The sequence below is a fragment of the Pseudomonas sp. Hp2 genome, assembly GCF_006386585.1.
Lineage (GTDB): Bacteria > Pseudomonadota > Gammaproteobacteria > Xanthomonadales > Xanthomonadaceae > Pseudomonas_S > Pseudomonas_S boreopolis.
Map to the genome: position 1 here is coordinate 106,391 of NZ_VAHJ01000004.1, position 21,212 is coordinate 127,602.

At 69.7% G+C, this 21,212-nt stretch carries 20 protein-coding genes and 1 pseudogene; 11 read left to right on the top strand and 10 right to left on the bottom strand.

Annotation, left to right across the window (positions count from 1 at the left end; all coding sequences use genetic code 11):
• Positions 1–55 precede the first annotated feature (55 nt).
• The 5 genes and pseudogenes from FD678_RS20875 to FD678_RS13565 all read left to right on the top strand — a co-directional run.
• A pseudogene (locus FD678_RS20875) lies at positions 56–715 on the top strand (tetratricopeptide repeat protein); the annotation flags it as partial.
• Between the two features lie 599 nt (positions 716–1,314).
• Positions 1,315–1,872: an energy transducer TonB gene (locus FD678_RS20780; protein ID WP_177497792.1), complete on the top strand. Its 558-nt coding sequence runs from the start codon at positions 1,315–1,317 to the stop codon at positions 1,870–1,872.
• An 88-nt stretch (positions 1,873–1,960) separates the two neighbouring features.
• Positions 1,961–2,722 (top strand): TonB-system energizer ExbB, encoded by a 762-nt coding sequence (gene exbB, locus FD678_RS13555; protein WP_140724513.1) that lies wholly within the window; start codon positions 1,961–1,963, stop codon positions 2,720–2,722.
• 50 nt (positions 2,723–2,772) lie between these two features.
• On the top strand, positions 2,773–3,195 hold the full coding sequence (locus FD678_RS13560; protein ID WP_140724516.1) for an ExbD/TolR family protein: 423 nt from the start codon (positions 2,773–2,775) through the stop codon (positions 3,193–3,195).
• 36 nt (positions 3,196–3,231) lie between these two features.
• Positions 3,232–3,609, top strand: coding sequence for an ExbD/TolR family protein (locus FD678_RS13565; RefSeq protein ID WP_218569721.1), 378 nt, complete (start codon positions 3,232–3,234; stop codon positions 3,607–3,609).
• Between the two features lie 100 nt (positions 3,610–3,709).
• Here the strand turns inward: FD678_RS13565 and FD678_RS13570 are convergent, their stop codons facing one another.
• The 3 genes from FD678_RS13570 to cls all read right to left on the bottom strand — a co-directional run bounded on the left by FD678_RS13570 (position 3,710) and on the right by cls (position 6,343).
• A complete protein-coding gene (locus tag FD678_RS13570) occupies positions 3,710–4,477 on the bottom strand; it encodes a pyridoxine 5'-phosphate synthase (protein WP_140724522.1) in 768 nt (255 codons plus the stop codon).
• Complete coding sequence (locus tag FD678_RS13575; RefSeq protein ID WP_140724525.1) at positions 4,474–4,746, bottom strand: hypothetical protein; 273 nt, start codon at positions 4,744–4,746, stop codon at positions 4,474–4,476. Before FD678_RS13575 ends, FD678_RS13570 begins: the two co-directional genes overlap by 4 nt.
• Positions 4,747–4,882: 136 nt before the next feature.
• Entirely contained in the window at positions 4,883–6,343 is a 1,461-nt protein-coding gene (gene cls / locus FD678_RS13580; protein ID WP_140724528.1) for a cardiolipin synthase, read from the bottom strand.
• Between the two features lie 150 nt (positions 6,344–6,493).
• Between cls and FD678_RS13585 the strand changes: the two genes are divergently transcribed.
• Entirely contained in the window at positions 6,494–7,588 is a 1,095-nt protein-coding gene (locus tag FD678_RS13585) for a PA0069 family radical SAM protein (RefSeq protein ID WP_140724531.1), read from the top strand.
• A 162-nt stretch (positions 7,589–7,750) separates the two neighbouring features.
• Here FD678_RS13585 and FD678_RS13590 read toward each other — a convergent pair whose 3' ends face one another.
• Both FD678_RS13590 and FD678_RS13595 read right to left on the bottom strand, forming a co-directional pair.
• A complete protein-coding gene (locus tag FD678_RS13590; protein WP_140724534.1) occupies positions 7,751–8,449 on the bottom strand; it encodes a 2OG-Fe(II) oxygenase in 699 nt (232 codons plus the stop codon).
• 88 nt (positions 8,450–8,537) lie between these two features.
• Positions 8,538–9,965: an outer membrane protein transport protein gene (locus FD678_RS13595; protein WP_140724537.1), complete on the bottom strand. Its 1,428-nt coding sequence runs from the start codon at positions 9,963–9,965 to the stop codon at positions 8,538–8,540.
• Between the two features lie 213 nt (positions 9,966–10,178).
• Here FD678_RS13595 and FD678_RS13600 point away from each other — a divergent pair, with 213 nt between their 5' ends.
• The 3 genes from FD678_RS13600 to FD678_RS13610 all read left to right on the top strand — a co-directional run bounded on the left by FD678_RS13600 (position 10,179) and on the right by FD678_RS13610 (position 12,296).
• Positions 10,179–10,871, top strand: a complete 693-nt coding sequence (locus tag FD678_RS13600; protein WP_140724541.1) for a rhomboid family intramembrane serine protease — start codon at positions 10,179–10,181, stop codon at positions 10,869–10,871.
• A 121-nt stretch (positions 10,872–10,992) separates the two neighbouring features.
• A complete protein-coding gene (locus FD678_RS13605; RefSeq protein WP_140724544.1) occupies positions 10,993–11,313 on the top strand; it encodes a DUF1820 family protein in 321 nt (106 codons plus the stop codon).
• 5 nt (positions 11,314–11,318) lie between these two features.
• Positions 11,319–12,296, top strand: a complete 978-nt coding sequence (locus tag FD678_RS13610) for a D-2-hydroxyacid dehydrogenase family protein (RefSeq protein ID WP_140724547.1) — start codon at positions 11,319–11,321, stop codon at positions 12,294–12,296.
• Positions 12,297–12,413: 117 nt separating this feature from the next.
• On the opposite strand, the gene FD678_RS13615 is transcribed toward FD678_RS13610, so the two are convergent.
• Together FD678_RS13615 and FD678_RS13620 are read right to left on the bottom strand one after the other, a co-directional pair.
• Entirely contained in the window at positions 12,414–13,799 is a 1,386-nt protein-coding gene (locus FD678_RS13615; RefSeq protein ID WP_140724550.1) for a S41 family peptidase, read from the bottom strand.
• 316 nt (positions 13,800–14,115) lie between these two features.
• The gene (locus tag FD678_RS13620; RefSeq protein ID WP_218569722.1) at positions 14,116–15,384 is read right to left on the bottom strand and encodes a murein hydrolase activator EnvC family protein; all 1,269 of its coding nucleotides are present in this window, start codon (positions 15,382–15,384) and stop codon (positions 14,116–14,118) included.
• 98 nt (positions 15,385–15,482) lie between these two features.
• Here FD678_RS13620 and FD678_RS13625 point away from each other — a divergent pair, with 98 nt between their 5' ends.
• Entirely contained in the window at positions 15,483–16,145 is a 663-nt protein-coding gene (locus FD678_RS13625) for a hypothetical protein (RefSeq protein WP_140724553.1), read from the top strand.
• A 41-nt stretch (positions 16,146–16,186) separates the two neighbouring features.
• Positions 16,187–17,905: a M28 family metallopeptidase gene (locus tag FD678_RS13630; protein WP_140724556.1), complete on the top strand. Its 1,719-nt coding sequence runs from the start codon at positions 16,187–16,189 to the stop codon at positions 17,903–17,905.
• Positions 17,906–17,964: 59 nt separating this feature from the next.
• On the opposite strand, the gene FD678_RS13635 is transcribed toward FD678_RS13630, so the two are convergent.
• From FD678_RS13635 to FD678_RS13645, 3 genes are all read right to left on the bottom strand, one after another.
• Complete coding sequence (locus tag FD678_RS13635; protein ID WP_218569723.1) at positions 17,965–18,417, bottom strand: PepSY domain-containing protein; 453 nt, start codon at positions 18,415–18,417, stop codon at positions 17,965–17,967.
• Between the two features lie 149 nt (positions 18,418–18,566).
• On the bottom strand, positions 18,567–19,889 hold the full coding sequence (locus tag FD678_RS13640) for a substrate-binding domain-containing protein (RefSeq protein ID WP_218569724.1): 1,323 nt from the start codon (positions 19,887–19,889) through the stop codon (positions 18,567–18,569).
• Between the two features lie 316 nt (positions 19,890–20,205).
• Positions 20,206–21,090: a methylglyoxal synthase gene (locus FD678_RS13645; RefSeq protein ID WP_140724563.1), complete on the bottom strand. Its 885-nt coding sequence runs from the start codon at positions 21,088–21,090 to the stop codon at positions 20,206–20,208.
• Positions 21,091–21,212 lie beyond the last annotated feature (122 nt).

The window sequence follows — 21,212 nt, forward strand, 5'->3', positions numbered from 1 at the left end:
GGACCTGTACCCGCAGGCCACGCGCGAGGCGCCCAAGGTCAAGAACTCCGCGAAGATGGGCAGCAAGCTGCAGAAGCTCATCGACACGTTCAACAAGGGCGAGGACTACGCGTCGGTGCGCACGCAGGCCGACGAGATCATCGCCAACGCCGGCGCCAACGAGGCCGACAAGGCCCTGGCCGCGCAGCTGGCCGCGCAGGCCGCCTACAACCTCGACGACCCCGCCGCCGCCAAGGCCTACCTCAAGCAGGCGATCGACCTCAACGCGCTGGACAACAACGGCCACTACCAGTCGATGCTGATGCTGGCCCAGCTGCAGCTGCAGGACAACGAGTACGACGCCGGCCTGGCCACGCTCGACAAGTACCTGTCCGAGACCCATTCGCAGCGCCCGGAAGACCTGATCATCAAGGGCCAGGCGCTGTACCAGAACGAGAAGTACGCCGAGGCCATTCCGGTGCTCAAGCAGGCGATCGCCGCCTCGCCGGAACCGAAGGACAGCTGGAACCAGCTGCTGATGGCCGCCTACGCCGAGGCCGGCCAGACCGGCGAGGCGGTCGCCGCCGCCGAGCAGCTGGCCGCCAAGAACCCGAACGACAAGAAGGCCCAGCTCAACCTGGCCAGCATGTACATGCAGGCCGACCAGATGGACAAGGCCGCAGCGGTGATGGACAAGCTGCGCGCCAGCGGCCAGCTCACGGACGAGAAGGAGTACAAGCAGCTGTACTCGATCTACGCCAACACCGACAACCACGAGAAGGACGTCATCGCGGTGATCAACGAAGGCCTGCAGAAGGGCATCCTCAAGCCCGACTACCAGGTCTACCTCGCGCTCGCCCAGTCTTACTACTACACCGACCAGGTCCCGCAGGCGATCGAGAACTGGCAGAAGGCCGCGCCGCTGTCCAAGGACGGCGAGACCTACCTCAACCTGGCCAAGGTGCTGCACTCGGAAGGGCGCATCCCGGAAGCCAAGGAAGCGGCCAGGAAGGCCCTGGACAAGGGCGTGAAGAAGCCGGACGAGGCGAAGAAGATCATCAACCTGAAGTAAGCGGAAAAAATAACCCCCAAAAGCCTGTGCATAAGTGGTTGCAGGCCGCGGGATTGGTATAAGCTTGGAGGTTCCTGCGGCATGAACGCCGCCCTAATAGGGGATCGCCGGAACGGGATCCAGGCCCCCACTGAAAGAGCCATTGGCGCATGACGGAACAATTTGTTGTCCACGGGTACGACCGGGATGCAGGGAACCAGAGCTTGAGCTGGCCCCGCATCGTGGGTATTGCCTTCGTAATCGCTCTCCATCTTGCTGCCCTGATGCTGCTCCTGATCCCGGCCGTGGCGCCCAAGGCCCCGGCGGAGAAGGAACGCAACGTCATGGTGACGATCGTCGACGCGCCGCCGCCGCCGCCTCCACCGCCGCCGCCGCCGCCGCCGCAGGACAAGCCGCCGCCGCCGGTGAAGAACCTGGCGCCGCCGAAGCCGTCGCCGGTGCCGCCGCCGCCGGAAGCCCCGGTGGTGGACGTGCCGGAACCGCGCCCGGCCGACATCGTCACCCCGCCGTCGCCGCCGGCGCCGCCGCAACCGGCGCAGGATATCGGCGCCAGCGTGGACATCTCGTCGAAGAACATGAACCCGCCCAAGTACCCGCCGGCGGCGTTCCGCGCCGGTATCCAGGGCGAGGTCATCCTGATCATCGACGTCGATGCGAACGGCAACGTGACCAACGTGTCGGTCGAGAAGTCCAGCCGCAACCGCGATCTCGATCGCGCGGCGATGGAAGCGGCCCGCAAATGGAAGTTCAACGCCGCGGTCGTCAATGGGCAGAAGTCCGCCGGTCGCGTCCGCGTCCCGGTCAACTTCGCGCTCAACTGATCGCCAGGGGCCGGCAGCGGCCGGCCCCGATCCCTGTCGTTTTCTTTAGCACCACCCTTCATCACCACACACAACAAAGGTAAGCGTCATGCTGCAGGATCTCTTCATCGCCGCCGCTGCCGGGGGCTCCAACCCGTCGGCTGCCCTCTCGCAGATGGGCTTCGAGCACCTCATCGGCGAAATGACCTCCAACCCGGGTGACTTCGCGGTTTCCTGGGTCGTCCTGATCGCCCTGGTCGTTATGTCGGCGATGTCCTGGTACTGGACCGTCATCAACATCTTCCGCGCCGCCCGCCTGAAGGCCGCTTCGGACCGCGTCGTCAGCGCCTTCTGGGAAGCCCCGAACGCGCAGGAAGCCATCCGCGTGATGGAAGAGCAGCCGGCTTCCGAGCCGTTCTCGAAGATCGCCCTGGACGCCGCCCAGGCCGCCGCCCACCACCAGCGCGCCGAAACCAGCGGCACCGGCCTGGGCGAGAACCTGAGCCGTTCCGAGTTCGTCGACCGCGCCCTGCGCCAGGCCGTGACCCGCGAGAGCGGCAAGCTGCAGTCGGGCATGGTGCTGCTGGCCACCGTCGGCGCGACCTCGCCGTTCGTCGGCCTGCTGGGTACCGTGTGGGGCATCTACGGCGCGCTGATCAAGATCGGTGCCAGCGGCAACGCCGGCATCGAGGCCGTGGCCGGCCCGGTGGGCGAGGCGCTGATCATGACCGCGATCGGCCTGTTCGTCGCGATCCCGGCGGTGTTCGCGTTCAACTTCTTCTCGAAGATCAACAGCTCCACGATCGCGAAGTTCGACACGTTCGCCCACGACCTGCACGACTTCTTCGCCACCGGTTCGCGCGTCAAGTAAGACGCGCCTTCCGGGCAGAAGCTATTGCATTGATTTAGACGGAGCCTGTTATGGCCTTCAGTAGCGGAAACAGCGGCGGCCCCATGGCCGACATCAACGTCACGCCCCTCGTGGACGTGATGCTGGTGTTGCTGATCATCTTCATCATCACCACACCGTTGATGACCCAGAAGGTCAAGGTGGAACTGCCCAAGGCCAACCTCACCAAGCAGGAAGAGGACGACAAGCGCCTGGGGCCGATCACGATCGCGGTGAAGGAGAACGGCGACCTGTTCTTCAACGACGAGCCGATCACCAAGGAAGCCTTGGAGTCGCGCCTGTCGACCGCCGCGCAGCAGACCCCCCAGCCCCCGCTCAACCTGCGTGGCGACCGCACCACCAAGATGAGCACGATCAACGAGGTCATGAAGATCGCGCAGGGCCAGGGCATGCTGGACATCGGCTTCGTCACGACCAAAGACAGAGGGCAGTGAGTTATGGCTTTCAGTAGTGGAACCAGCGGAAAGCCGATGGCCGACATCAACGTCACGCCGCTTATCGACGTGATGCTGGTGTTGCTGATCATCTTCATCGTGACCGCGCCGATCATGACCTACCCGATCGCCGTGGACCTGCCGCAGCGGGTGCTCAACCCCCCGCCGCAGACGGTCGAGCCGCCGCCGCCGATCGACCTGCGCATCGACGCGGGCAACCAGGTCTACTGGAACAACAGCCCGGTCGCGGTCACCGAACTGCAGCAGCGGATGGAAGAGGTGGTCCAGTCGGATCCCACCAACCAGCCGCAGCTGAAGATCGACGCCAACGCGGATGCTGAGTACGAGGTCGTGGCCAAGGTGCTGGCCGCCGCCAAGAACGCGGATATGAAGAAGATCGGTTTCGTCCAGTAAGACGCAACACCGTTTCAAACAGTCATGACGCGACTGCAAACGCCACCGGCAACGGTGGCGTTTTTTTGTGGATGCGGGAACCGGAGGCGCGGGCGTCCGGTCAGGAAGCGGCCGGGCTCTGCCTGAGGATGTCCAGGTAGGCGCGCACGGTGGCGTCGAGGCCGTCGTAGAGGGCTTCGCCGATCAGCGCGTGGCCGATCGATACCTCCAGCACGCCGGGCACGGCCGCGAGGAAGTCGCCGAGGTTGGCTTGCGAAAGATCGTGGCCGGCGTTGATGCCGAGCCCGGCCTCGCGCGCGAGCCGCGCCGAGGCGGCGAACGTGGCGAGGCTGGCCTGGGCCTGGCCGGCATGGTGGGCTTCCGCGTAGGGGCCGGTGTAGAACTCGACCCGGTCGGCGCCGTAGGCCGCCGCCTGCGGCAGGTCCGGGTTGCCGGCATCGACGAACACGCTGACCCGGCAGCCGATCTGCTTGAACGCGGCGATCAGCGGCGGCAGGCGCCCGGCTTCCTGGCGAAAGTCGAAGCCGTGGTCGGAGGTCAGCTGGCCGTCGCTGTCCGGCACCAGGGTGACCTGCTCGGGCCGAACCAGCCGGCACAGTTCCAGCAGGCCCGGGTAGCCCTCGCGAGGTGGCGCGAACGGATTGCCTTCGATGTTGAACTCGACCCCGGCCTCGCGGGTCAGCGCCGACAGCGCGACCACGTCCTCGGCTCGGATGTGCCGGCGGTCGGGGCGCGGGTGCACGGTGATGCCGTGCGCGCCCGCGGCGATGCAGGTGCGCGCCGCGCTCGCCACGTCCGGCTCGTGGCCGCCGCGGGAATTGCGCAGCACCGCGACCTTGTTGACGTTGACGCTGAGCCTGGTGGTCACGGCGCCCCGCCCTCGCCGGACGCCGCCGGGCCCTCCGGTGGCGCCTTGCGCGCCTGCGCCAGTTCGCGCAGCCGGCGCAGTTCGGCCGGGTCGATCATCGTGCCGATGTCGCGTTGCAGGTCGCCCATCCGCGCGGCATACCAGCCGCGGACCCAGGCCAGCAGCAACGCCAGCGCGGCCAGCAGCGACAGCACCAGCAACCACATGTGCGGCGTGCTGAAGGCGAGAACCAGCGCGCCGAGCGCCAGGAGCAGGAACAGCCAGTGCATGTCGATCTCCCCGGATGGTGCGCGCAGTTTAGCGCCGGCCCGGCGAGGGGTTCCATGCGCCCGCGCGGGGATTCCGCCGCAGGTCCGGGGCGCGGCGGCGGCTTCGACCCCGGTCCACGCGAGTCGCCACCAGGCCCTACAGCAGCGGCGACAGCAGCCGCGCGAACGCTTCCGGCAAGCGCGAACGCAGCAACGGGCGATGGCGCTCGAAGCGCACTTCCTGCGCCTGCGCCATCTCGTGGGCGAGCAGCCGGGACAAGTCTTGCGCCACGCCACGGTTGCGGAACAGCATCGACACCTCGAAGTTGAGACGGAAGCTGCGATTGTCGAAGTTGGCGCTGCCGACGATGCAGACGTCGTCGTCGGCCACGAAGGCCTTGGTGTGCAGCATGCGCGGGCCGTACTCGAAAATGCGCACGCCCGCCTCGAGCAGCTCGTCGAAATAGGAACGCGCGGCGTAGGTCACCAGCCGCGAATCGCTCATCCGCGGCACCAGCAAGCGGGCGTCCAGGCCTCCCAGCGCCGCGGAGGTCAGCGCCATCCTGGCGGCCTCGCCCGGGACGAAGTACGGCGTGGCCAGCCAGACCCGTTCGCGCGCCTCGTGGATGGCCGCCACGTGCAGGCGATGGATGGTCTCCCAGGACGAATCCGGGCCGGAGACCAGCACCTGGGCATCGATGGCGCCGTCGCGCCGCCGCGGCGCATGCTCCGGCCAGAGCTGCTGGCCGGCGAACCGCTCGCGTCCCTGCCCGGTCGCGTAGATCCAGTCCTCCAGGAACACCAGCTGCAGGCTGCGCACGACATGCCCTTCCAGGCGCATGTGCAGGTCGCGGTAGGCGTCGGCGCGCAGCGCCTCGTCTTCCTCGTCGGTGACGTTGATGCCGCCGGTGAACGCCACCAGGCCGTCGACCACCACGATCTTGCGGTGGGTGCGCATGTTCACCCAGGGGCGCTTGAACGGCTTGAGCAGCTGGGTCGGGTGGAACCAGGCCATCTCGCCGCCCGCATCCAGCAGCGGGCGCAGGAAGCGGCGCTTCACCCGGGACGAACCCACCGCATCGAGCAGCAGGCGCACCTTGACGCCGGCGCGGGCGCGTTCGACCAGGGCGTCGCGGATGCGGGTGCCGGTCCGGTCCGGATTGAAGATGTAGTACTCCAGGTGGATGTGGTCGCGGGCCTGCGAGATCGCCTGCAGGATCGACGCGTAGGTGGCCGCGCCGTCCACCAGCCATTCGGCCCGGGTGGCGGAGCTTGGCGCGACCCCGCAGGTCGATTGCGCGATCTTGCCCAGCTCGGTGCAGTCCGCGTCCGGCGGGCAGACGCTGCTGTAGTGCTCCATGCCCGAACGCGCGCGGCCCCTGCGCAGGCGCTGCCGCTTCACCTTCTGCGGGCCGAGCAGGTAGTAGATGAGCAGCCCGAGGTACGGCAGCGCGGCCAGCGACAGCACCCAGCTCAGCGTGGCGACCGGCTCGCGCTTCTGCAGGATGATCCAGCCGAGGATCCACAGCAGGTACATCACGTAGGCGGCAGTGATGTAGGCGCCGAGGTGGGGAATGCCTGCCAGCCAGTCCCACGCGCCCTGCAGGGTTGCGAGCATGCGGCGATTCTATGTCCCGATCGCCGGCGAGATGAATCGCCCCGCTCGTCCCGCGTGGCGGGACGGGCCCCGGCCGCGGCGGATGAACCGCTCATCCGCCGCGCATGCCCGGTCGCGCGGGTTGAGACCGCGACCGCGTAACCTTGCCCGATGGCACAGGCGATCAAGGGACGCGGCGCTACCGGCTTCCTGCCGGGGCGTTTCGAAACCACCGTCAGCGAGGCGGTGGACGATGGCTGGTGGCAGCAGGAAAGCGAGGAGTTCGCCGGTCCCGCGCTGCGCACCCAGGTGACCGAGGAGACCGCGCGCAGCATCATCAGCCGCAACCGCTCGCCCGACATCCCGTTCTCGCAATCGGTGAACCCGTATCGAGGCTGCGAGCACGGCTGCAGCTACTGCTTCGCCCGCCCCAGCCACGCCTACCTCAACCTCTCGCCCGGCCTGGACTTCGAGACCCGGCTGTTCGCCAAGACCAACGCGCCCGAACTGCTGCGAAGGGAACTGGCCCGGCCCGGCTACGAGCCCAGCCCGATCGCGCTCGGCATCAATACCGACGCCTACCAGCCGATCGAGCGCAAGCTGCAGTTGACGCGGCGCCTGATCGAGGTGCTGTGGGAAGCCCGGCATCCGTTCACGCTGATCACCAAGAACGCCCTGGTGGTGCGCGACCTGGACCTGCTCGCGCCGCTGGCGCGCGAGCGCCTGGTCAGCGTGCACTTCTCGGTGACCACGCTCGACCCGCGCCTGTCGGCGCGGCTGGAGCCGCGCGCGTCCGCGCCGCACGCGCGCCTGCGCGCGATGCGCACGCTGCACGAAGCGGGCGTGCCGGTCGGCGCGATGGTCGCGCCGGTGATTCCCTGGATCAACGACCACGAACTGGAAGCGGTGCTGCAGGCCGCGGCGGATGCCGGCGCCTGCTCGGCCGGCTACGTGCTGCTGCGATTGCCGCACGAGGTCGCGCCGTTGTTCCGGGACTGGCTGCAGGCGCACCACCCGCAGCGCGCCGCGCACGTGATGAGCACGATCCAGCAGCTGCGCGGCGGCAAGGACTACGACAGCCGTTTCGGCACGCGCTTCAGCGGCGAGGGCGTGTACGCCGACCTGCTGGCGCGGCGGTTCGCGCTGGCGATGCGCCGCGCAGGCCTGGAGGGCCGGCGCTATCCGCCGCTGGATACGCACAAGTTCCGGCGCCCGCCGATGCCGGCCAAGGCGAAGCCGGCATCACCGCAAGGCGAGCTGTTCTGAACCTGCAGGCATGGTTCCTGTGGGAGCGGCTTCAGCCGCGATGGGGCTTCTCCATCTGATCCCTGCACATGAGGTGGCGCGTTCTTGCATGGGCAGTTCCATGCGGAAAGCCTCGTCGCGGCTGAAGCCGCTCCCACAGGGGGCGGCGGCTGTCCGGCCCGGCTAGCCGCCGTAGAGCTTCTGCGCCGGCTGGAACAGGATCCAGCTGGTGGCGATGAACTTGTCACCCCCGACCGGCCGGTTGCCGCGATGGGTGTGGGTGAATGCGGTCGGCGCGATCAGCAGGCTGCCGGTGCGGGGCTTGGCCTTGCGCTGCTGGAACAGGAACTCGGTCTCGCCCGCGTCGAACTCCTCGTTGAGGTAGAGCGTCCACAGCAGGTGCCGGTGCAGCGTCTCGCCGCCGGGATCGCGGGGATACAGTTCGCAGTGCCAGTACGGATAGCCGCCCTCGCCCGCCGCGTACCACTGCAGGTTGATCGCGCCGGGCCGCAGGCAGGTACGCACCAGCCCGGAAAGCGCCGCATCGTCCATGCCGGGGAAATGCTCGGCCGCCAGGCGGTGGACCTGTCCGTCCTCGCCGGTGACCTGCAGCATCAGCGGCGAGATCAGCGCCTGCGGGTAGCGGCGCAGGTAGCGCAGCAGGCCGGCGAACACCGCCTGCTGCAGGCGCTGCTCGACCTCGCGCCAATCGGCCATGCCGCTGATGCGCAGGTCGCGGCTGCGCTTGAGTTCGGGGTACACGCCGCCGCCGACCTGGCCGGGCTGCAGGCGGTCGCTGTCGCGAAGGCGTTGCACGATCGCCGCGCACTCCGCGCGCGGCACCGCGTCGTCGATGATCTCGATGAAGTCGGGCTGGTCCATGGTCGCCGACCATAGCAATCGCGCCGGTCGCGTGCACGCAAAAGAAAACCCCGCCGAGGCGGGGTTTTCCGGGATCGCACGGGTCCGATCAGAACTTGTACTTGAACGCGCCGGCCAGGATGTCGCCGGAGACGTCGTACGTGCCGGCGACCACGCTGTTGGTCGAGCTGGTCGAACGGACGTTCGGGTCGCTGGTGAACAGGTGGGTGTAGCCGACGGTGTACTCGGTGTTCGCCGAGGGGGTCCAGCTCAGGCCGAGCGAGAGCCACTTGCGGGTGGTGTCCGGCACGCGGACGTCGCGGTGGGCGTCGGTGGTCGGGGTCTGGTCGTAGGCCAGGCCGCCGCGCAGGGTGAGCGCATCGCTGACGCGGTAGTCGGCACCGATCGAGGCGAAGGTGGTGTCGCGGTAGTGGAACGGCAGCACGTTGTCGGGCTGGTTGGACGAGAAGTCCACCGTGACCTGGTCGAACTTGCTCCACGCGGTGCGGGTCACGTCCGCCATGATCGACCACTGGTCGTTGATGCGGTGGGTGAAGCTGACCGTGGCGCTGGCCGGCAGGGTGATCGTGGCGCGGCCCTTGCTGTCGATGAAGGTGCCCGGGGCGGTGGTCGCCAGCAGCGCGGCGGCATTGGCCGGCACGGTGAAGTCGGCGGTGCCGTCGGTGATCTTGTGCTCGACCTTGGAGCGGTAGCTGAAGCCGATGTTGGTGCCTTCCACCGGGGTCAGCAACGTGCCCAGGGTGTAGCCGACCGACACCTCGTCGCCCTTGATGCGCAGGTAGCCGTCGGCGGTGCCCGGGGCGAAGCCCAGCGCGGCCATCTGCTGCGCGGCGGCGCGGGCGGCGGCGGCGGCCTGGGCGGCGGTGGCGCCCTGCGCCAGGGCGGTGGCCGCCGCGCGCTGCTGGGCGGTGCCGCTGATGACGCTGCCCATGTCCAGCGCGCTGGACAGGTCCACGTTCAGGCGCTCGGCGAACACCGACGCGCCGAACGACACGTACGGGTTCACGTCGTAGGAGAACGCGAAGTTCAGGTCGATCGTCTCCAGCTCGGTCTTGACGCCGTTGTAGCGGCCCTTCCAGGTGCGGTCGTACTCGGTCTTGAAGCCGTACGGCACCGTCAGCGAGGTGCCGAAGTGCATGTTGTCCTTCTCGCCGAACGGCACGTGGAAGTAGAGCGCCGGCACCGGCGCGATCGTGCCGGCATCGCCGCCGTTGCCGCCGGATATCGGGGCGCCGTTGGCATAGGTGGCGTCGCCCTTGAACTTGGCGCCGAAGCTGATCGCGCTGACATTGGCCTCGAACTGGCGGCCATCCAGCAGGCGCATGCCGGCCGGGTTGTTGACGATGATCGCCGCGTCGTCCGGGGCGCTGCCGGAACCGGCGAAGGCGCGGCCCTGGCCCTTGGCGCTGTTTTCCTTGAGCTGGAAGGCGGCGCCGTGGGCCTGGCCGAAGGCCAGGACGCCGGCGATGCCGACGGCCAGCGCGGTGATGCGGCTGAATTGGGAAATGTTCGACATGTAATGCTCTCCGGAGACCTTGGAATTGTTCTTCACGCGCGCCTGCGACGGCCAGCCCGGAGGCTTGGCCATCGCGCCGGAGACCCCTCCCGACATACGACGCCGTATGCAGTATACCCATGTGGGTTAACCGAACAATAACGACCAACGTCATGCCCGGCCTCCCAGGTTGGGGATGGGTTCAGGCCGATGAAGCCGGTATCGTGCCGGCCCATGTTCGTGTCGATTCCATCGCGCCGCAAACCCGCGCACCGCTGGGCGGTGCCGCTGCTGTTCGCGGCGATCTGGCTGGCCTTCCTGTGGTCGATCAGCCGGCCCGGCGAGGCCCGCAATACCCTGTGGCTGGATTGGGGCGCCCTTTCCAGCGGCGTTTCGCGGCCCGGCGACTGGTGGGCGATGCTGGAGGACGGCAGCGTGATGCGCCTGTTCACCGCCCTGTTCCTGCATGCGGACTGGTCGCACCTGATCGGCAACCTGGTGTTCCTGCTGATCTTCGGCCTGCCGGCCGAGCGCATCCTCGGGCCCTGGCGATTGCTGCTGCTGTTCCTGGTCGGCGGGGCGGCCTCCAACCTGGCGGCGATCGTGGCGATCGGCACGCCCGACCAGGTGGTGATCGGGGCGTCCGGGGCGGTGTCGGCGCTGATCGGGACCTACCTGGCCCTGTTTCCCGGCGCCAAGCTCGGCGTGGTGCTGCCGCTGGGGCTGTTCCTGGAATTCATCCGGGTGCCGGCGCCGCTGCTGATCGGGGCGTGGGCGCTGCTGCAGGTGGTGTTCGCCTGGATCGGGCCGGCGTTCGGCGCGGTGGCCTGGTCGGCGCATGTGGCCGGGTTCCTGTTCGGCGTGGCCTACGGCATCTACGTGCGCGCGGCGATCGCGCGGCGCCTGCGCAAGCGGCACGGGTTCTGAGCGGCTTCCCCGGGGATCCGCGACCGTCCGCTTCCTGGCCCGGCGTGCGCCCGGCCGCTCTTGCGTCGCGGCGCGCGCAACCCCATTTTGCGGACGTTCCCAGGCAGACCTCGCATCGCCCATGTCCAAGCCGCTGTACAAAGTGACGTTCCTCAACCACGGCAAGGTGTACGAGCTGTACGCACGCCATGTCGGCAGCAGCCACCTGTGGGGATTCAACGAGATCGGCGAGCTGGTGTTCGACGTGCACGACGGGCTGGTGGTCGATCCCACCGAGGAGCGGCTGCGCGAGGAGTTCGGCAACACCAAGACGCTGCACCTGCCGATGCAGAGCATCGTGCGCATCGAGGAAGTGGAGAAGAAGGGCCAGTCGGCGATCCGCGACGCGGCCACCGGCGAGAAGGTGGTGACGCCGTTCCCGATCCCGGCCAAGCCGCGCTGAGCGCGATGCGCATCCTGGTCCCCGACGATTACCAGGACGCGGTCCGCCACCTGGCTTGTTTCGAACGCCTGCGCGGCCACCAGGCGACCGTGCTCGGGCATGGCCTGGCGGAAACGCCCGATGCGGTGCTCGCGCAGGTGGAAGCGCTGGTCCTGGTCCGCGAGCGCTCGCGCGTCGATGCGGCGCTGCTGCGACGCATGCCGCGACTGAAGCTGGTCAGCCAGACCGGCAGGATCTCCGCGCACATCGACCTCGATGCCTGCACGGCGCGCGGCGTGGCGGTGGCCGAAGGCACCGGATCGCCGGTGGCGCCCGCCGAGCTGACCTGGGCGCTGGTGATGGCGGCGAGCCGCCGCCTGCCCGCCTACGTGCAGGCGCTGCAGGCCGGGCGCTGGCAACGGACCGGCGATCCCGGCCTGGGGCGCGTGCTGCGGGGCCTGACGCTGGGCATCTGGAGCTACGGCAAGATCGGCCGGCAGGTCGCCGGATACGGCCGCGCGTTCGGCATGGACGTACGGGTCTGGGGCAGCGAGGCGTCGCGCGCGCAGGCGCGGGCCGAGGGCTTTGCCGCGTTCGCCAGCCGCGAGGAACTGTTCGAGGCCAGCGACGTGCTCAGCCTGCACCGGCGCTTGGTCGACGCGACGCGCCACGACGTCGGTCCGGCCGACCTGGCACGGATGAAGCCGGACGCCTTGCTGGTGAACACCAGCCGCGCCGAGCTGGTGGCGCCGGGCGCGCTGCTGGCGGCGCTGGAGGCCGGCCGGCCCGGCGCCGCGGCGATCGACGTGTTCGAGCACGAGCCGCTGCTGGACGTCGACGACCCGCTGCTGCGCCATCCGCGGGTGCTGGCGACACCGCACCTGGGCTACGTCGAGGCCGGCAGCTACGAGCTGTACTTCGGAACGGCGTTCGACAACGTGCTGGCGTTCGCCGAAGGGCGGCCGCAGGGGATCGCCAATCCCGAGGTATTGGTACTGTCGTAGGCGCGGCTCTTGTGGGAGCGGCTTCAGCCGCGATGAGGCTTTACCGAGAAAGCCCTATCGCGGCTGAAGCCGCTCCCACAAAGCTGCTCCCACAAAGCCGCTTCCACAAGAGCCGGGTCACTTCGTGGGGACGGGCGCCGGCTTGGACGGTGCTGCGGGCTTGGCTTTGGCCTTCTTGGCGGCTTCGGCCTTGGCGACCGCGCCGGGCTGCTTCAGCTCGGCCAACGCGGAGGCGATCGGGCCGTCGCCGGGCAGCACGTCGCCGGCCTTGTAGCCTTCCTCGCCTTCGGCATCGCCGTGCAGGTGGCCGGGCAGCGAGGCTTCGCTGTAGTCGGCCAGGCTGGCCGGGGCGTCGGCATCGGGCTCGCCGCCTTCGGGTTGCAGCACCACGTCCGGCACGATGCCGCTGGCCTGGATCGACTTGCCGCTCGGGGTGTAGTAGCGCGCAGTGGTCAGCTTGACCGAGTCGCCGTTGTCCAGCGGCAACACCGTCTGCACCGAACCCTTGCCGAAGGTGCGGCTGCCGACGATGCGCGCGCGCTGGTTGTCGCGCAGCGCGCCGGCCAGCACCTCCGAGGCGCTGGCCGAGCCGGCGTCCACCAGCACCACCACCGGCGCGCCCTGCAGCAGGTCGCCGGGCGTGGCCTCGAACTTGGCGTCGCTGATCGAGATGCGCCCGCGCGTGCTGACGATGGTGCCCTTGTCGAGCAGGTCGTCGGCCACCTGCACCGCCGAGGTGAGCAGGCCGCCGGGGTTGCTGCGCAGGTCCAGCACCAGGCCCTTGAGCTTGCCGCCGGCCTGCTGCCTGAGCTTCTCCAGGTTCTTCTGGAAGTCGGTGCCGGTATCGGCCTGGAAGGTGCTGATGCGGATGTAGGCGTAGCCGGGCTCGAGCATCCTCGAGCGCACGCTGGCGACGCGGATGGTCTCGCGCTGCAGGGTGACGTCGAACGGCTTGTCGACCTTCTCGCGCACGATGGTCAGCGTGACCTTGCTGCCCGGGTCGCCGCGCAGGGGTTCCATCGAGTCCACCGTGCTGATCGGCTTGCCGTCGATCGCCACGATCAGGTCGCCGGCGCGGATGCCGGCGCGCGCGGCCGGCGTGTCGTCGATCGGCGCGATCACCTTCAGCGTGTTGTCGGGTTGCTGCAGCAGCTCCACGCCGATGCCGTCGTAGGCGCCGTTGGTCTGTTCGTCGAAGGCCTCGGCGTCTTCCTTGTCGAAATAGGTGCTGTGCGGATCCAGGTCCAAAAGCAGGCCGCGGACCGCCGAGTGCATCAGCTTCTTGTCGTCCACCGGGTCGACGTAGGCTTGCCGCACCGCGTTGTAGACGGCGACGAAGCGGCGGATCTCGTCGAGCGGGACCTTGCTGGCCGCGGATTCGTCGGCATCGGGATCGTTCTGGGCGGTGTCGGCGCTGTCCGTGGCCGGAGCGGCGTCCTGGGCGAGGACGGCGGGCGAAAGCAGGGCGAGCGAAAGGGCGAGGGACAGGACGGCTACGCGCATGAAGCACTCCGGGGAAGACAGCGCCCCACCAGCGCGGGGTTGCCCGGATTATGCGCGAAGCGGCGGTAAATTCCTGTTGAACGAGGACACCGGGAACCGGAGGCGGGGACCCGGAACGCGAAAAGCCTGTGGGGTCCTGGAAGAGCGGCAAGCCTGCTTCGGGTCGAGTGCTGCCGTGGGAGGGACTTCAGTCCCGACGGGCTTTGCTGGCTTGCCGTCTGGACTGAAGTCCCTCCTGCGGAAAAGCCGAAAACAGAAAGGCATTGGATCGCTCGATCCCTGCCCCGGGCTTGTCGCCCTTCCGGGTCCCGGCTTCTCAGCGCCGCTGCAGCCAGGACGAGGGATCGACCGGCTGGCCGTTGCGGCGCAGCTCGAAGTACAGCGCCGGGACGCCCTGCCCGCCCGAGTTGCCGACCTTGGCCACGGCTTCGCCGCGCTTCACCGCCGTGCCGGCGTCGCGCAACAGCGACTCGTTGTGCGCGTACAGGCTCATGTAGCCGTTGCCGTGATCGATGATCAGGATCATGCCGTAGCCGGTCATCCAGTCGGAGAACACCACGGTGCCGTCGGCGACGGCGCCGACGGTGCTGCCGAGCGGTGCGCCGATCAGCACGCCGTTGCTGGTGCGCCCGTCCGGCAGGGTGCCGCCGAAGCGCGCCAGCAGGTTGCCCGAGACCGGCCAGCTCAGGCCGCCGACCTTGGGCGCCGGCGCGTTGGCGACGACCTTCGGCGGCGTCTTGCCGGGCTTGCGGCTGCCCCCGGCCTTGGCTTCGGCGGCGGCCTGTTCGGCGGCGCGCTTGGCCGCGGCACGGCGTTCGGCTTCGGCCCGCGCGGCCGCGGCGCGCAGGTTCGCCAGCAGCTTCTCCAGCGCCTTGGTGTCCTCGCCGAGCGCCTTCTCGCGCTCGCTGCGCTCCTTGTAGCGATCGTCCAGCTGGGCGACGGTGCTGGCCTGTTGCTTGCGGTCGCGCTGCAGCGCGCCGGTCTGCTGCTGTTGCTGTTGCCTGGCCTCGGCCAGCGCCTGCTGGCGCGACTGGATCTCCTGCTCGACCTGCTGCAGCGACTGCAGGTCGGCGGTCAGGCCCTGGATCTTCGCGGCGCGCTCGTTCTGCACGTAGCGGTGGTAGGCCAGCACGCGATTGGCGTCGGCGGCGCTGTCCTGCGACAACAGCAGCTTGAGCGGCGCGTTGCCGCCGACCTGGTAGGCCGCGCGCAGCAGCGCGGCCAGCTGCGCGCGCTGCGCCTCCAGGCTCCTGCGCAGGCGCTCGCGCCTGTCCTGCAGCTCGGCCAGCGTCTGCTGCTGCTCGCGCAGGGCGCTTTCGGTCTGCGCCAGCTGGCGCGCCGAGCGGGCCACTTTCTCGTCCGCTTCACGCAGCTTGCGCGCGGCTTCGCCGCGCTGGCCTTCGAGCTTGCGCCGCTCCTCGCTGATGCTCTTCAGCTCGCGTTGCATCTGTGCGAGCTTGCGCTCGGTCTCGCGCTGGCTCTGCGCCTGGCCGGGACCGGCGACCCCGCTGGCCAGGACCGCGGCCAGGGTCAGGCCGGCGGCGAGCCGGAGCGGCATGTCCTTGCGGCGGGAAGGCGGATGCAAGCGGGAAGGTCCAGTGACTTCAGACAGGTGCGGATTGTAGCCAAGCGTGGTGTGATCGCCGCGGAATCAGGCAATGCCGCCACCGGCGGGAGGTAGCGATGAACCGTTTGCATCTGGCGCTGGGGCTGGCGGTCGCCCTGGCCGCGGGCCCGGCCTGGGCCGACGAGGACATCAGCAAGGTCAACGGCCGCATCGTCGCCGAGGCCGGCCGGCAGTACGGCGACCTGGATACGGTCAACGGCAGCATCGAGATCGGCGAGGGCGCGAAGGTGCGCGAGGCGCAGACCGTGAACGGCGGCATCTCGGTCGGCGCGCATGCGCAGACCCGCGGGCTGTCCACCGTCAACGGCAGCATCAACGTGGGCGCGCAGGCGATCGTCGACGGCGGCATCGAGACGGTCAACGGCGGGGTGTTCATCGACCGCGGCAGCGAGGTGCGCGGCGGCCTGGAGACCGTCAACGGCAGCATCGGGCTGGTCGACACCCGGCTGCAAGGCGGCATCGAGACGGTCAGCGGCGACATCACCGTCGGCGTCGGTTCGCACGTGACCGGCGACATCGCGATCCGCAAGCCCGGCTTCAGCCTCTCGTTCAAGCCGGCGCGCAAGCCGCGGGTGGTGATCGGGCCGAACGCGGTGGTCGACGGCTCGCTCGAGTTCGAGCGCGAGGTCACCCTGTACGTGCATCGCACCGCCAAGGTCGGCAGCGTCAGCGGCGCCACCGCGCAGACCTTCGACAGCGAGGTCGCCCCGGGCGATTGACACGTCCTAGAATCGGGGCTTCGTCGAACCGAGGAGTCCCGATGTCCCGCAAGATCCTGCTCTGCCTGGCCGCGACCGCGGCGCTGGCAGCGTGCAAGCGCGAACCGGAGGCGGCGCCCGCCGCGCCCGCGCAACCCGACACCGTCGCGAGCGCGGCCGCCCCGGCCAGCGCGCACGCGTTCTCGCCGGAGATCACCCAGGGCGATTTCGCCGAGCTGGTGAAGACCCTGGCCTCCGATGGCTTCGAGGGCCGCGGCCCCGGCACCGCCGGCGAGGAAAAGACCGTCAACTACATCCGCGACCAGATGCAGCGCATCGGCCTGCAGCCGGGCAACGGCGACAGCTGGTTCCAGGAAGTACCGATGGTGGAGACCACCGCCGACGAGCGCACCGCGCCGGTCCTGGTGTCCGGCGGCAAGAGCCGCACGCTGAAGTTCGGCGACGACATCGTGGTGGGCACGCGCACCGGCCAGCCGGAGGTGAAGATCGACGGCAGCGAGCTGGTGTTCGTCGGCTATGGCGTCGACGCGCCCGAGCAGCGGTGGAACGACTACGCCGGGCAGGACTGGAAGGGCAAGACGGTGGTGATGTTCGTCAACGACCCGGGCTTCCACACCGGCGACGACACGCTGTTCGAAGGCAAGCGCATGACCTACTACGGGCGCTGGACCTACAAGTTCGAGGAAGCCGCGCGCAAGGGCGCGGCGGCGGCGCTGATCGTCCACGACACGCCCGGCGCCAGCTACGGCTGGGACGTGGTCAAGAACTCCTGGTCCGGCGCGCAGTACGACCTGCCGGCCAAGGACGACCCGGCGCCGCGCCTGCCGGTGCAGGGCTGGATCACCCGCGACGTGGCGCGCCAGCTGTTCGCCGACGCCGGGCTCGACCTCGACGAGGAATACAAGGCGGCGAGCAAGCGCGGCTTCAAGCCGGTGCCGCTGAAGGCCACCTGGTCGGTGGACCTGAAGAGCACGATCGCGCAGAAGACCTCGCGCAACGTGGTCGGCGTGCTGCCGGGCAGCAGCCGTGCCGACGAGGCGGTGCTGTACATGGCGCACTGGGACCACCTCGGCAAGCACGAGGGCGAGAGCGGCGACAACATCTACAACGGCGCCGTGGACAACGCGACCGGCGTGGCCGGCATCCTCGAGGTCGCCGAGGCGTTCGCGCACCAGGACCCGAAGCCGCAGCGCTCGGTGGTGTTCCTGGCGGTGACGCTGGAGGAGTCGGGCCTGCTCGGTTCGCAGTACTACGTCGCGCACCCGACCTTCCCGCTCGACAAGATCGCAGGCGTGATCAACATCGACGCCATGTCGATCGCCGGGCGGGCCAAGGACATCACCGTGGTCGGCATGGGCAGCTCGGAACTGGAGGACATCCTCAAGCCGATCGCCGCGATGCAGGGCCGCGTGCTGCACGGCGAGGCCTCGCCGCAGAACGGCTCGTACTTCCGCTCGGACCACTTCAACTTCGCCAAGGCCGGCGTGCCCGCGCTGTACGCCGACGGCGGCGAGGACCTGCGCGAGGGCGGCACCGCGGCCGGCCGCAAGGCCGCCGAGGACTACGCCAAGTGCTACCACGCGCCGTGCGACCAGTTCGACCCGGCCACCTGGAAGCTCGACGGCAACGTCGAGGACCTGCAGGCGCTGTACGGCGTCGGCAAGGAACTGGCGGCGGGCGACCGCTGGCCCAACTGGTACCAGGGCAATCCGTTCAAGGCCGCGCGCGACCGCATGATGGCGGGCAAGGCCGCCAAGTGATCCCGGCGCCCCTCTCCCGCGGGGAGAGGGGCGTTCCCGCCGTGCCGGGCGAGGCGGGCTCAGTCGTTCTGCGAGCCGATCACCCGGCCGTCGTTGGGATCCACGTACACCACGGCGTCCTGGCCGCCGGGGCGCTCCGCCTCGGCCTGCCACAGGCCGTCCTCGAACTTGAGGTCGTGGACCTTGGAATAGCCGCCGGCCGCCAGCGCCGCGCGGATGTCGGCCTCGCCCAGGCGCGAGGTCTTCTGGTCGCCGTAGATGCGGCCGCTCACCGGGTCGATCCTCAGGTCCACGTCCTTGCCGTCGCCGCTGTCGGCATCGGCCTGCCACAGGCCGTGCTCGAACTTCACGTCATGGACGTTCCGGAAACCCTTGCCGGCCAGCAGCGCGGTGACCTGGGCCTCGGTCATCGCTTCGCCCGCGGGCGCCTGCCCCTGGGCGAAGGCGCTGGGGACGGCGCCGGCCATGGCCAGCGCGGTGGCCAGCAGGGTCGTATGCATCGTCGTGCGCATCGGCATCTCCTCCTGGGAGTGTGGGAGAGGCCATCGTCGGCAGCCGGGGATCGCGCGCGGGTGAAAACCGCGCCGGCCCGGGAGCGGGGGTTCAGCCAGGTGAACCCGGCCTGGCCGGCGCGATCCCGCCGCGACGGCACGCGCGGACGCTAGAGCAGCCAGATCTCCACGCGTTCGTTGCGCTGGCGCGCGGCCGGGTCGGACGCGCCGGCCAGCGGCCGGACCGCGCCCAGGCCGCGCGCGCGCTGCACCACGATGCCGCGCTCGGCGAGGTAGCCGGCCACGATGTCGGCGCGATCGTTGCTGGCGATGGTCGGGAACAGCTTGTTCGCCGGATCCGCGTTGGCGAAGCCGACCACCGCCAGCGGCCGGTGCCGGTATTGCGGCTGCTGCATCCAGGCCACCAGCCGGTCCAGGTCCTGGGCCGAGCCGCCCTCGAACATCGTGCTGAGCGAGCGCAGGTCGAAGCGCACGCCCAGCGGCAGGCGCACCGCGCCGGCGACGGCCTGGCCATAGGCGTCGTCCGCGGCCGCGGCGGGCGCCGCATCGCCGGCCGGGGGAGGCAGCGTCATCGCGTCGAATCCCTGGCGCGCCACCACGCGCTGCGCCGAGGGGCCGAGCAGGTACAGCGCCAGGCTGCGGCCCAGCGCGGACATCATCTGGCCGCCGTAGACGGTGTAGCGCTGCACCAGCGGATAGTCCTCGCTGCGCACGCCGACCGCGTCCGGCCGCACGGCGATGCCGCCGTCGGAAACCGCCAGCGCGCGCGTGCCGGCGACCGCCGGCGTGGCCAGCTCGACCAGCGCGATCGCCTGCGGGTCGGCGGCGACGGCGGCCGCGACCGCGCGCAGGTCGCGCAGCGTGCGGGTGCAGGCGCGCCGCTCCAGCGCCCCGACGCGCTGGCGCAGGTAGTCGGCCAGCCCGGCACCGCCATCGCTGCAGAGCAGGTGCAACGGGCGGTCGGCGCCGCCGAGCTGCTTCCAGTTGCCGACGCGTCCGGCCAGCAGCGCGCGCAGTTGCTCGAGATCGAGCTGGCGCAGCGGGTTGTCCTGCGCGACCAGCACGCGCGCGCCGTTGCGCGCGAGCACGAACTGCTGGTCGGGCGAGGACAGATCGCCGAGCTGCCAGCCGGCCTCGCGCTCGGCGGCGTTCGGCGGGCGCGTGCTCATGGCCAGTTCGGCTTGGCCCTGGACCAGCGCTTGCAGGCCGTGGGTCGAGCCGCGCCGGTCGATCTGCACGAGCAGGGGCTGGCCGTCGCGCACGGCGCGTATTTCGGTGAGCGCAGCGGAGGGCGAGGCGCGTTGCAGGTCGCCGTAGCCGATGGAACGCAGCCAGTCCTCCACCAGCGCGGGCATCAGCCGTTCGCCGATGGTGTTGGAGCCGTGGATGCGCAGGCGTTCGGCTTCCTGCGCCTGGGCGCACAAGGGCAATGCCAGGCAAGCGGCCAGGACGACGCGACGAAGCAACCCCACCACCATGCATTCCCCCTGCACCGTGAAAAGGCGGGGATTTTCGTGGCGGGGGATGACATGGCGATGACGGGGAATGGAGCGTGCGGTGGGCGGGTTCTTTTAGGGCGGCGGCATGTGTCTTCCCTGCCTCCTCATCGTCGTTCCCGAAGGCGGGAACCTGGCGGCTTGCTCGCGATCGGTCTCGCCCGTGCCATTTCCCTGCTCGCGTAATCTCGACTGTCGGCATCCCCCGAGGAAGCGAGAAGCGCTTTTCAGCAGCCGAACGGCCGATCAAGCGCACCCCGCCCACGCGCCCGCAGCTGCGCTTGCGTATCGGTCAGGCGGCTGTTGTCCGCTCCCGGCGCAATTGCACGGCCTTGGCCCAGCGTGCGGCGACAGCCGGGGAGGTGATGCACACGGCGTGGTCGGTGACGGTGGTGACGGCGCGTTCCAGCAGTTGGATGTCGGCTTCGTGCTGGCGGGCGACGTGCGGGTCCTCGAAGAACACCGCGCGCTGGCAGTCCTTTTCCAGCACGCGGTCGGCGATCTGGGCGTCGCCGCCCATCGGACCGCTTTCGTAGCGCTGCACCCAGGGGCGGTCCTGCGGCCAGCCGCGGCTCCAGGCCATCTCGTTGAGGCGCTGGCCGGTGGTGCCGGTGCCGACCCGGTGCGCGAAGCGCGACAGCAGGTCGAAGTGCTCGGCGGCGAAGGCCAGCATCTGCGGCTTCATCGCGTCGTGCGCGATCAGCGCCAGCGTCTGCGCTTCCAGCGCGTGCAGGTCGTCGGCGCCCGGGTCCGGGGCCAGGCCGGCATGGATGCGTTCCATCTCGACCCAGTCGCGCGCCGAAGCGACGGTCGATATGAACGGCTTGCCATGGATCACGCACTGGCGCTTGAGCGCGATCGCCTCGGGGAAGATCGAGGACGGGTCGACCGGATCGATCAGGTAGACCGCGCCGTCGAGCGTGCGCCCGGCGCCTTCCAGCCCGACCACTTCGGCGACCAGCTTCATCAGGCCGCCCTCGCGCCCGTAGGGATAGCGCTTCAGGCCGGGGTGGCCGCGCAGCAGGCCGGCGCGCTCGATGGCGTCGTAGGTGCGGCCGACCGCATGCAGGCCGAGGCCGAGCTCGCGGATGCCGGCTTCGCAGGCGCGCAGCCAGCGGAACAGCGCGGCATCCGCGCCCTGGTGGTGGAGTTGGTTGGCGGCCAGTCCCAGACGCATGCGTGCGATCCCCTCGGCGTGATGGAGAGGGAAGTCTAGTGCGCAGGCGCGGAGATAGCTTCTGTGGGAGCGACTTCAGTCGCGACTGAAGTCGCTCCCACAGCGCTTGCGGCAGGCCGGGT

Excerpts from the sequence above, each read along its gene's own strand:
- FD678_RS13575 (WP_140724525.1), bottom strand. The coding sequence starts at position 4,746 with ATGCACTGGCTGTTCCTGCTCCTGGCGCTCGGCGCGCTGGTTCTCGCC.
- FD678_RS13565 (WP_218569721.1), top strand. The coding sequence starts at position 3,232 with ATGGCCGACATCAACGTCACGCCGCTTATCGACGTGATGCTGGTGTTG.
- cls (WP_140724528.1), bottom strand. The coding sequence starts at position 6,343 with ATGCTCGCAACCCTGCAGGGCGCGTGGGACTGGCTGGCAGGCATTCCC.
- FD678_RS13630 (WP_140724556.1), top strand. The coding sequence starts at position 16,187 with ATGTCCCGCAAGATCCTGCTCTGCCTGGCCGCGACCGCGGCGCTGGCA.
- FD678_RS13595 (WP_140724537.1), bottom strand. The coding sequence starts at position 9,965 with ATGTCGAACATTTCCCAATTCAGCCGCATCACCGCGCTGGCCGTCGGC.
- FD678_RS13645 (WP_140724563.1), bottom strand. The coding sequence starts at position 21,090 with ATGCGTCTGGGACTGGCCGCCAACCAACTCCACCACCAGGGCGCGGAT.
- FD678_RS13590 (WP_140724534.1), bottom strand. The coding sequence starts at position 8,449 with ATGGACCAGCCCGACTTCATCGAGATCATCGACGACGCGGTGCCGCGC.
- FD678_RS13615 (WP_140724550.1), bottom strand. The coding sequence starts at position 13,799 with ATGCGCGTAGCCGTCCTGTCCCTCGCCCTTTCGCTCGCCCTGCTTTCG.
- FD678_RS13560 (WP_140724516.1), top strand. The coding sequence starts at position 2,773 with ATGGCCTTCAGTAGCGGAAACAGCGGCGGCCCCATGGCCGACATCAAC.
- FD678_RS13625 (WP_140724553.1), top strand. The coding sequence starts at position 15,483 with ATGAACCGTTTGCATCTGGCGCTGGGGCTGGCGGTCGCCCTGGCCGCG.
- FD678_RS13610 (WP_140724547.1), top strand. The coding sequence starts at position 11,319 with ATGCGCATCCTGGTCCCCGACGATTACCAGGACGCGGTCCGCCACCTG.
- FD678_RS13585 (WP_140724531.1), top strand. The coding sequence starts at position 6,494 with ATGGCACAGGCGATCAAGGGACGCGGCGCTACCGGCTTCCTGCCGGGG.
- FD678_RS13600 (WP_140724541.1), top strand. The coding sequence starts at position 10,179 with ATGTTCGTGTCGATTCCATCGCGCCGCAAACCCGCGCACCGCTGGGCG.
- exbB (WP_140724513.1), top strand. The coding sequence starts at position 1,961 with ATGCTGCAGGATCTCTTCATCGCCGCCGCTGCCGGGGGCTCCAACCCG.
- FD678_RS20780 (WP_177497792.1), top strand. The coding sequence starts at position 1,315 with ATGCTGCTCCTGATCCCGGCCGTGGCGCCCAAGGCCCCGGCGGAGAAG.
- FD678_RS13605 (WP_140724544.1), top strand. The coding sequence starts at position 10,993 with ATGTCCAAGCCGCTGTACAAAGTGACGTTCCTCAACCACGGCAAGGTG.
- FD678_RS13635 (WP_218569723.1), bottom strand. The coding sequence starts at position 18,417 with ATGCGCACGACGATGCATACGACCCTGCTGGCCACCGCGCTGGCCATG.